This is a genomic window from Actinoplanes sp. TFC3 (assembly GCF_001553785.1).
In the GTDB taxonomy this organism is placed as follows: domain Bacteria; phylum Actinomycetota; class Actinomycetes; order Mycobacteriales; family Micromonosporaceae; genus Actinoplanes.
In genome coordinates this window covers 246471-255459 of the sequence record NZ_LOJP01000001.1, presented here as the reverse complement: position 1 = coordinate 255459, position 8989 = coordinate 246471, and the positions used below count along the sequence as shown (strand labels likewise).

Annotated in this window: 9 protein-coding genes; 8 read left to right on the top strand and 1 reads right to left on the bottom strand. The window is 67.8% G+C overall.

Annotated elements, in window-relative coordinates; all coding sequences use genetic code 11:
• The first annotated feature begins 583 nt into the window (after positions 1-583).
• From TFC3_RS01165 to TFC3_RS01130, 8 genes are all read left to right on the top strand, one after another.
• Positions 584-2629 carry a phosphocholine-specific phospholipase C gene (locus TFC3_RS01165; protein WP_067494375.1) on the top strand — a complete coding sequence of 682 codons (2046 nt, stop codon included), beginning with the start codon at positions 584-586 and terminating at the stop codon, positions 2627-2629.
• A 136-nt stretch (positions 2630-2765) separates the two neighbouring features.
• A complete protein-coding gene (locus TFC3_RS01160; protein WP_067494372.1) occupies positions 2766-3200 on the top strand; it encodes a hypothetical protein in 435 nt (144 codons plus the stop codon).
• Positions 3201-3315: 115 nt separating this feature from the next.
• The gene (locus TFC3_RS01155) at positions 3316-3618 is read left to right on the top strand and encodes a hypothetical protein (RefSeq protein ID WP_153040058.1); all 303 of its coding nucleotides are present in this window, start codon (positions 3316-3318) and stop codon (positions 3616-3618) included.
• A gap of 29 nt (positions 3619-3647) precedes the next feature.
• Positions 3648-4589, top strand: a complete 942-nt coding sequence (locus tag TFC3_RS01150) for a S1C family serine protease (RefSeq protein ID WP_236717922.1) — start codon at positions 3648-3650, stop codon at positions 4587-4589.
• A gap of 70 nt (positions 4590-4659) precedes the next feature.
• Complete coding sequence (locus TFC3_RS01145; protein ID WP_067494366.1) at positions 4660-5658, top strand: MoxR family ATPase; 999 nt, start codon at positions 4660-4662, stop codon at positions 5656-5658.
• A gap of 2 nt (positions 5659-5660) precedes the next feature.
• Complete coding sequence (locus TFC3_RS01140) at positions 5661-6545, top strand: DUF58 domain-containing protein (RefSeq protein ID WP_067494363.1); 885 nt, start codon at positions 5661-5663, stop codon at positions 6543-6545.
• Positions 6542-7510 carry a VWA domain-containing protein gene (locus tag TFC3_RS01135; protein ID WP_067494360.1) on the top strand — a complete coding sequence of 323 codons (969 nt, stop codon included), beginning with the start codon at positions 6542-6544 and terminating at the stop codon, positions 7508-7510. Before TFC3_RS01140 ends, TFC3_RS01135 begins: the two co-directional genes overlap by 4 nt.
• On the top strand, positions 7510-8589 hold the full coding sequence (locus TFC3_RS01130) for a VWA domain-containing protein (RefSeq protein ID WP_067494356.1): 1080 nt from the start codon (positions 7510-7512) through the stop codon (positions 8587-8589). The genes TFC3_RS01135 and TFC3_RS01130 overlap by 1 nt, the downstream gene beginning before the upstream one ends.
• A 24-nt stretch (positions 8590-8613) precedes the next feature.
• On the opposite strand, the gene TFC3_RS01125 is transcribed toward TFC3_RS01130, so the two are convergent.
• Positions 8614-8853, bottom strand: a complete 240-nt coding sequence (locus TFC3_RS01125; RefSeq protein WP_067494353.1) for a hypothetical protein — start codon at positions 8851-8853, stop codon at positions 8614-8616.
• Between the last annotated feature and the right edge of the window lie 136 nt (positions 8854-8989).

The following is an 8989-nucleotide window of genomic DNA, read 5'->3' as shown; positions in this document are numbered from 1 at the left end:
ATGTGGGTGGGGGATGCGGTGGGTGGGGGATGCGAGCGGCCGAGGCAATGGCCGGCGCGAATGGCTCGGCTTGGGCGGCCTGGTCTTGGCTGACGCAGGGAGGGGAAGCCCGAGCGGACTTTGGGTGGGGCGGATCTGAAAGATCCCTGCCACCCACCGGTTCCGCGGCGCCTGAGGTCGGTCGGCGCGCCCGCTTCCGGGCCGCTTCGACGCCGGGCCGGCGCCGGACCGGGACGGCTCCGCGCTGGGCGGCCTCCGGGCCGCTTTCAGGCCACGCATGGGCGATCGCTACGTGACGCCCGATGAAACCCGGGCCGCGCAGCCCGAACATCCCCAGGCCGCAGAGAAGCAAGGGCCCGGACGAACCTGCAGCCCGCACCGGCTGAGGGCTCAACGAACTCAAGACCCGACGAACTCGGGCCTGCATCAACAACTTGGGCACGCACGAACTCGGTGAAGGGGGGAACCCACCCCAGGCGCAGCGTCTCCATTCGCATGGCATCCGCCGCCCACTGCCGGGGCTGACTACAAGGTAGCACCTCTATGTCAACTGTTGTCCATCTCGGGCCGCTAGCTTTCCGCCATGGCTACCGTCGATCGCCGGACCTTCTTGCGCATGGCAGGGCTGCCGGCCGCCGCTGCGGCGATTCCGTTGGATCTCAGCAAGGCGCTCGCTATTCCGGCGAATCATCGGACTGGCTCGCTCGCCGATGTTGAGCACGTGATTTTCCTAATGCAGGAGAACCGGTCGTTCGACCACTATTTCGGCTCGCTGCGGGGGGTTCGCGGGTTCGCCGACCCGCATCCGATGCGTACCCCGCTGGGGCAGCCGGTGTGGCATCAGCCGCAGGCCAGCGGGCCGGATCTGTTGCCGTTCCGCCCGGATGTGCCGGATCTGGGGCGGACCTTCCTGCCCGACCCGCCGCACGGGTGGAACGACGGTCACGCCGCCTGGAACAACGGCTGGCACAACCAGTTTGTTCCCAACAAGGGCGTCACGACGATGACCTATCACAATCGCAAGGACCTGCCTTACCAGTACGCGCTGGCCGACGCCTTCACGGTTTGCGACAACTACCATTGTTCGCTGCTCGGCCCGACCGACCCGAACCGCTATCACATGTGGACCGGCTGGGTCGGTAACGATGGTACCGGCGGCGGCCCGGTTATTACGAACGCCGAGGCCGGGTATGACTGGTCGACGTACCCGGAAAGGCTGGAAAGCGCCGGAATTCCATGGAAGGTCTATCAGGATGCCGGCACGGGACTGACCGCGGCCGGGTCGTGGGGCTGGACGCAGGATCCGTTCATCGGTAACTACGGCGACAATTCTTTGTTATATTTCCACCAGTACCAGAATGCCGCTCCGGGCACTCCGCTCGCCGATCGCGCCAAGACCGGCACCAATATCAGCGCGCATGGCCGCGATCCCGAAGCGCTGCTCAGCGACTTCCGGCGCGACGTCGAATCGGGGCAACTGCCTGCGGTTTCCTGGATTGTCGCACCCGAGGCGTACACCGAGCATCCGAACTGGGAGCCGGCTTTCGGAGCCTGGTATGTGTCGCAGGTGATTGACATTCTGGCCGCGCATCCCGAGGTGTGGAGCAAAATGGCGCTCTTCATCACGTACGACGAAGAGGGTGGTTTCTTCGACCACTTGGCGCCACCGACCCCGGGCGTCTCCACCGTCCCGAAAACGAATGAGATCTACCCGGGCAGCGCAACCAATCCGGCTGGCCCGTATGGCCTTGGATTGCGCGTTCCGATGGTGGTTGTGTCACCATGGACACGCGGCGGCTGGGTCAATTCTCAGATGTTCGATCACACGTCGCTGATCCGTTTCCTCGAGGCCCGTTTCGGCGTCCACGAATCGAACATCACCCCGTGGCGGCGCGCGGTGACCGGCGATCTGACCAGCGCCTTCGATTTCAAGACCCCGAACCGTTCCCGCCCGGTCAGCTTGCCCGGCACCGACGATTTCAAGCCCGATGATTTGGTACGGCACCCCGACGCGGTTCCCGTGCCCCCGGCAAACCAAAAGCTGCCCCGCCAGGAGCAGGGTGTCCGCCCCGCGCGCGCTCTGCCGTACACGCTGCATGCCGACGCCTCGGTGACCGGCGGGACCTTGACCGTGACGTTCCGCAACACCGGCCGGGCCACCGCGGTCTTCCAGGCCCGCGCGATCGGCACCGGCGAGGACCCGCGCAGCTACACCGTCGAGCCGGGCAAGTCGCTGAGCGGCACCTGGCCTGCGACGCAGGGGTATGACCTGTCGGTGCACGGCCCCAACGGCTTCTACCGGGAGTTCCGTAGCGGTCCTCGGGCGGCTGCCGGGCTGGGTTTGCGCACCGACTACGACCTGCGCGGCGAGAAGGTGACGGTGACGTTGGTGAACGGGGGTGCGAGCCGGTTGCAGGTGACGGTTCGGGATTTGTACACCTCGGGTCGTACCACGTTGTCCTTGCGGGCGGGGGCGAGAGAGCAGCGGTCCTGGCACGTCGTGCGTACCCGGGGCTGGTACAGCCTGGAGGTCACGACCGGCTCGGACGCGACCTACCGGGTGGCTGGGCACCTCGAGAACGGCAAGGACAGCATCACCGACCCGTTGATGGGCGGCTTGGTCCACTGATCGGTGTCGCACAGCCGGCTCCCAGCGAAGGGCATTGACGGGCAACGATAACTATCCACCTGGGCAGTTTAGTTGTAGCTACAACCATCACTGGCTGACCATCGGCTGGCAAGTGCTTATCGATGGAAGGATCGCGATGTCTGCCCGAAAGCTTCTCGCCACCACCCTCGGCACCGTCGCCGGCGCAGCCCTGCTCGCAGCGCCCGCGGCTGCCGCCCCCAGCACGTCCGGCGCCCAGGCCTCCGCCGACTGCACCACGTACCAAAATGTCACCACGAAGGGTCTCGTCAAGGCCGGGTACGAAAGTGTGCCGTGGGCCTACTTCTGGAACGAGGGTGATGAGATGTTCTCGTTCTGTGTGGACGTCCCGGACGGTACGGAGGTTGTCGCCGAGGTTCGCAAGATGAACCAGACCGGCCAGTGGGACACCGTATTCACGGCCCCCGCCGGCCCCGGCGACAAGGTGTTCACCTACCACGTCGTGAACCCCGCGCTGTACCGGCTGTACATCACCAGCGCCAGCGACATCGCCACCTACACCACGGGACTGTCGTTCAGCCGCATCAACTGATCCGCAGGACGTCGGCCGGTGAGGAATTGCCTCGCCGGCCGATCGCGTAACCGCCGAGATTCAACTGACCCGGTATTGCGCTTTCGCTCGTGTGCCTGCCTGAGGAGGCACACCGATGGAAGAGCTCCCGCTACCTGTGGTCAATTTCCTCAACGTGATCGGGGTGCCGTGGCCGTACCTCGATGAAGGGCTGGTTGGGGAATTTGCGACCCTGACCCGGGCCTTCGCCACGGCTGTCGCGGCCGCCCTCGCCCGCATCGACGCCGTCTTCCGTGCCCACACCAAGACCGTCACCCCCGAACTGCTCACCCAGCGCTACGGCCTGCCCGTTTCGCCCGGGCAAGGTTGGTGGTGGCGGCAAATGCCCGAGCCCGAACCGTGGGACAACGCGCCAAGTAGGCGGGCGACTCACAACTAGTTTTGAGAAAACGCTCCTACGCTCGGAGAATGGAGCGTCCCGTGATGGAGGTGCTGCGGTCGGATCCCGATCCGGCCCCGGCGCAGGGCAAGATCAAGCCCAGGGAGATCAAGCCTGGGGAGATCACGCCCGGGGAGATCACGCCCGGGGAAGGCGAGCCGGCCGCGCCGAGGCCTCGGTGGAACACTCCGGCGCTGCGGCGGCGGGTGCTGGTGGCGGTGGTTGCGGTGTGGGCGGTGGCGATCACCGCCGTCGTGCTCACTGGGCGTGACAACTCTCCGGGTACGTCCACAGCCCCCGTTCCCGCCGCCGCCCCCAGCGCCTCGGACGGACCGGTGAGCACCGCCGACATCTACCAGGCCCTGATCCCCTCGGTCGTACGGATCGAGACCACCCGCAACGGCACCTCCACCTCGGCCAAGAGCATGGCGGAATTCGCGATCGGCACCGGCGTCATCGCCAACGCGGACGGCACCATTTTGACCGCGTTCCACGTCGTTGACGGGGCCACCGCGATCCGGGTCAGCTACACCGACGGGACCACGGCCGCGGCTAAGGTGGCCAGCTCGGACAAGGTGAATGACATCGCCACCCTCAGTCCGCAGCAGCTACCCGAAACCGTGGTGCCGGCGGTGCTCGGTGGCGGCCCGGCGGTAGGCGACACCGTGGTGGCGATCGGCAACCCGCTCGGGCTGACCATGAGCACCAGCAGCGGGGTGGTGTCGGGGCTGGACCGCTCGCTCAACGCCCAGAAGTCCGAGAACGCGGCCGGGCTCATCCAGTTCGACGCGGCGGTCAACCCGGGCAGCTCGGGCGGCCCGCTCATAAACGATCGCGGTCAGGTGGTCGGCATCGTGGTGTCGCTGGCCAACCCGACCGATGCCGGCACGTTCATCGGCATCGGGTTCGCCGTGCCGATCGGTTCCGCCCTCGGCGCCGGCGAGGGCAACGGCCAGAACCCGCCGCTGTGAAGCGGCCGCGAAACCAAGAAGCGGCCGCGAAATCCCACAAGCGGGCGCGTGATCCGAAAGAGGAGCAACGTTGAACTGGAGCGAAGCCGGATCCCCGCCCGCCTCCGCCGGGCCGGTCGAGAAGGTGCTCTACGAGGTCAAGAAGACCATCGTGGGCCAGGATCCCCTGCTGGAGCGGCTGATCGTGGCGCTGCTGGCGCGCGGGCACATCCTGGTTGAGGGCGTGCCGGGGCTGGCCAAGACGTTGGCGGTCAAGTCGCTGGCCGAGGCGATCGGCGGGGACTTCCACCGGGTGCAGTTCACCCCGGACCTGGTGCCCGCTGACATTCTCGGCACCCGGGTCTACCACCAGCCCACCGGCGAGTTCCAGGTGTCGCTGGGTCCGGTGTTCACCAACCTGCTGCTGGCCGACGAGATCAACCGGGCCCCGGCGAAGGTGCAGAGCGCGCTGCTCGAGGTCATGCAGGAACGCCAGGTGACCATTGGGCGCGAGACGCACAAGGTGCCGAACCCTTTCCTGGTCATGGCCACCCAGAACCCGATCGAGTCGGAGGGCACCTATCCGCTGCCCGAGGCGCAGGTCGACCGGTTCATGATGAAGGTTGTCATCGGTTATCCGAGTGCCACCGAGGAGTTCGTGGTGGTCGAGCGGGCACTCGCGCCGGCGGCGGTGATTCAGCGGATCATCGATCCGGAGACGCTGGTCGCGCTGCAGCAGGAGGCCGACCGGGTGTACGTGGACCCGTCGCTGATCGAGTACGCGGTGCAGCTCGCGCACGCCAGCCGGGAACCGGGCCGGGTGGGGCTGACCGACCTCGCCCGGTACGTCACCTTCGGCGCCAGCCCCCGATCGTCGATCAGCCTGGTCCTGGCCGGGCGCGCGCTGGCTTACATCCGCGGGCGCGAGTATGTCGTACCGGAGGACTTGTCCGATCTTGCTTTGGACGTACTCCGGCATCGTCTTGTTCTTTCGTATGAGGCACTTTCCGACGAAGTGACCGCGGACATGATCCTGTCGAAGATCCTGGCCAACCTGTCGGTTCCCGAACCCGCCGGCCGAGGCCGTTGAGCATGGTCACGGCCCCGGACCGGCTGCTGCGACGCCTGGAGTGGCGCCTCGGCCGCCGCCTCGACGGACGGCTGCAGGGCGCCTACCGAACGGTGTGGCACGGCACCGGCCTGGACTTCACCGACCTGCGCGCCTACACCGCGGAGGACGATGTCCGGCACATCGACTGGAACGTGACCGCCCGCCTGGACGAGCCGTTTGTGCGTCAGTACACCGAGGATCGCGAGCTCACCGCGTGGCTGGTGGTCGACCGTTCGGCGTCGATGCGCTTCGGGCGAGAATCGGGCAAGGAATCGGTTGCGACGGATCTGGCGGTCAGCCTGGGACGGTTGGTTGCGCAGGGCGGAAACCGCGTCGGAGCCATCCTGTACGACAACAGCACGCACAAAGTCATCCCGCCCCGCGCCGGGCGCGACCAGATCCTGCGCATCACCCACGAGCTCCTGCGCGAACCGGCCACCGGCAAGGGCGCGACCACCGACCTGGCCGCCATGCTCAAGCTCGCCGCTACCACCACGTCACGCCGGCGCAGCCTGATCTTCGTCATGTCGGATTTCATCGGCGATCCCGGCTGGGACAAGCCGCTGGGCCTGCTCACCCATCGCCACGAGGTGGTGGTGATCCGCGTTGTCGACCCGGCCGAGCTGGACCTGCCCGATCTGGGGCTGATCCTGGTCGAGGACGCGGAAACCGGTGAGCAGTTGCTCGTCGACACCAGTGATCCGCTGCTGCGCGGTCGCCTGGCCACGCAGGTGGGGGCCCGCGAGGACGAGGTGGCCGAGGGCATGCGCCGCGCCAGGGTGGACGCGCACCGGATCACCACCGATCAGGACCTGCTGGGCGCGCTGCTCGGCATGGTCCGCAGCTCCGGACGGAGGCGCCGGTGAGCTTTCGCTATCCCCTTCTGCTCGTGCTCGCCGTGCTGCTCACCGGGGCCGCGGTGGCCGGCTATGTGCTGTTGCAGCGGCAAAGATCGGCGGCGCTCACGGCTGCGGGTTTTGGCCAGCTCACCGGCGGGGGCCTGCGGCGGCACCTTCCGTACGTCCTCATGGCCGTTGCCTTGCTGATTTTGCTCGTCGGTCTGGCCCGTCCGCAGGCCGAGGTGGCCGTGCCTCGGGTGTCGGGCACAGTCGTGCTGGCGTTCGACGTCTCCAACAGCATGTCGGCCACCGACGTGTCCCCGAGCAGGCTCGCCGCTGCCAAATCCGCCGCCGTGGACTTCGTGGACAAGCAGCCGGACAGCGTCGACGTCGGCGTCATGCTCTTCGGTGACCAGGCGTTGCTGACCCAGGCACCGACCGAGGACCACACGCTCGCGGCCGCGGCGATCAACCGGCTGTCCCCGGGTGGTGGCACCTCGCTCGGGCAGGCGATCCTCGTCGCGCTCGGCACCATCACCGGCAAACCGGTCAGCCTGCCCGGGGACGGTTCCACGCCGACCACGAACGAGCTCGGCTACTGGCCCTCCGCCACGATTGTCGTGTTCTCCGACGGGCAGGAAACCGGTGGCCCCGACGCGCAAGCTGCGGCTGAGTTGTCGGCGGCTGCGGGCGTACGGATTCAGACTGTTGGGGTTGGCACTGCAAAAGGCGCCACCGTCGAAGTTGACGGCTACCAGCTCAGCACCGCCCTCGACGAATCCCTGCTCACCGCGGTCGCCCAAGCCACCGGCGGCGCGTACCACCCAGCCGGCGACGCAGCCGCCCTGGCCGGCACCACCGACGCCATCGACCTGCGCCTGACCACCGAGAATAAGCCGGTCGAGCTGACCGCGCCGTTCGCCGGGGCCGCCCTGCTGTTGCTGGCCTTGGGCGCTCTGCTGGGGCTGCGCTGGCACGGAAGGATCGTCTGATGTCGTTCAGCTGGCCGTGGGCTCTGCTCGCGCTGCTGGTCGTGCCGCTGATCGTGGCGGCCCGCTGGTGGCTGAACCGGCGCCGCAAACGCTCGGCCATCACCGTGTCGAGCATCGCGCTGATCAAAGCCGCAGTCCCCGGCCGCAGCGCGTGGCGCCGCAAGATCCCGGTCTACTTGTTCCTGGCCGGGCTGTTCGCGCTCTCCCTCGGCCTGGCCCGCCCGCAGGCGTCGGTGAACGTCCCGGCTAACAACACGTCCATCCTGCTGGCCATCGACGTCTCGGGCTCGATGTGCACCACCGACGTGTCACCCAACCGCATGGCAGTCGCCACCGACGCCGCGCGGGACTTCATCAAGGCCCAAGACGGCGGTACGAAAATCGGGCTGGTCGCGTTCTCCGGCGTAGCTGGCCTCCTGGTCGCGCCGACCACCGACAAGGACGCGCTGCTGGACGCCATGGACACCTTGAAAACCGCCCGCGGCACCGCTATCGGGCAGGCCATCCTGACGTCGCTGGACGCCATCGCCGAGAACAACCCGAACGTCGCCGCCACCGGCGTGGACCTTGGCGACACCCCATCCGGCACAGTTGGCGACTACCAGCCCGACACCATCGTCGTCCTCACCGACGGCGCCAACAGCACCGGCGTCGACCCGGTGACTGCGGCTCAGCAGGCCGCCGCCCGGCGCGTACGGGTCTTCACCATCGGCTTCGGCACTACCGAGCCGGCCCAGATGGTCTGCACCCCCGACCAGGTAAGCGGCGACAACATGTTCGGCGGCCGGGCCCCCCGCGGCGGCGGCGGCTTCGGCGGCGGCCGTAACCAGCAGATCGACGAGGAAGCGCTGACCTCGGTGGCCGACCTGACCGGCGGACGCTACTTCCGGGCCGAGGACGCGGACCAGCTCAACAACGTGCTCAGCGACCTGCCCAAGGAGTTCGGCCTGCACAAGCAGGACGTGGAGATCTCCGTGTGGTTCGTGCTGGGAGCGGTGGTGCTGGTGCTGGGCGGGGTGGGTTTGTCGCTGTGGTGGAACCGCGGGCCGGCGCTCAGAGCGACTCCCCGTCGAGATTGACATTGATAAAATCGCGCGCCGGTCCTACTCGCAGTCCGGGTCCTCGTCGGTGATTGCGGCCTTGTCGTCGAGGAAATCCACGAAACCCGGCGGCCAGTGCGCCGGGGCTGGGAACAGGCCGGGCTGAGGTTCGAGGCTAAGCCCAAGCGCGACGAGAACGCCGGCCACGGGTTCGGGCACCGGGCGGATGTGCCGTTGCTCAAGCAGGAGGGACCGCTGGGCGTCGGTCAAGGCGTTCCAGGCATCCTCGAATTGATCGTGCACCGTTTCACGCTAGGAGAAAGGCCAGCTCAGCACGGAGCTTTGCCGGGGCCGCCCACCTTCGTGTCCGGCGAGGCGGGGCGTGCCCGGCGGGTCTGGGCGTGTCCGGCGGGGTGGGGCGTGCCCGGCGGACACGCCC

Excerpts from the sequence above, each read along its gene's own strand:
- TFC3_RS01160 (WP_067494372.1), top strand. The coding sequence starts at position 2,766 with ATGTCTGCCCGAAAGCTTCTCGCCACCACCCTCGGCACCGTCGCCGGC.
- TFC3_RS01165 (WP_067494375.1), top strand. The coding sequence starts at position 584 with ATGGCTACCGTCGATCGCCGGACCTTCTTGCGCATGGCAGGGCTGCCG.
- TFC3_RS01150 (WP_236717922.1), top strand. The coding sequence starts at position 3,648 with ATGGAGCGTCCCGTGATGGAGGTGCTGCGGTCGGATCCCGATCCGGCC.
- TFC3_RS01140 (WP_067494363.1), top strand. The coding sequence starts at position 5,661 with ATGGTCACGGCCCCGGACCGGCTGCTGCGACGCCTGGAGTGGCGCCTC.
- TFC3_RS01130 (WP_067494356.1), top strand. The coding sequence starts at position 7,510 with ATGTCGTTCAGCTGGCCGTGGGCTCTGCTCGCGCTGCTGGTCGTGCCG.
- TFC3_RS01155 (WP_153040058.1), top strand. The coding sequence starts at position 3,316 with ATGGAAGAGCTCCCGCTACCTGTGGTCAATTTCCTCAACGTGATCGGG.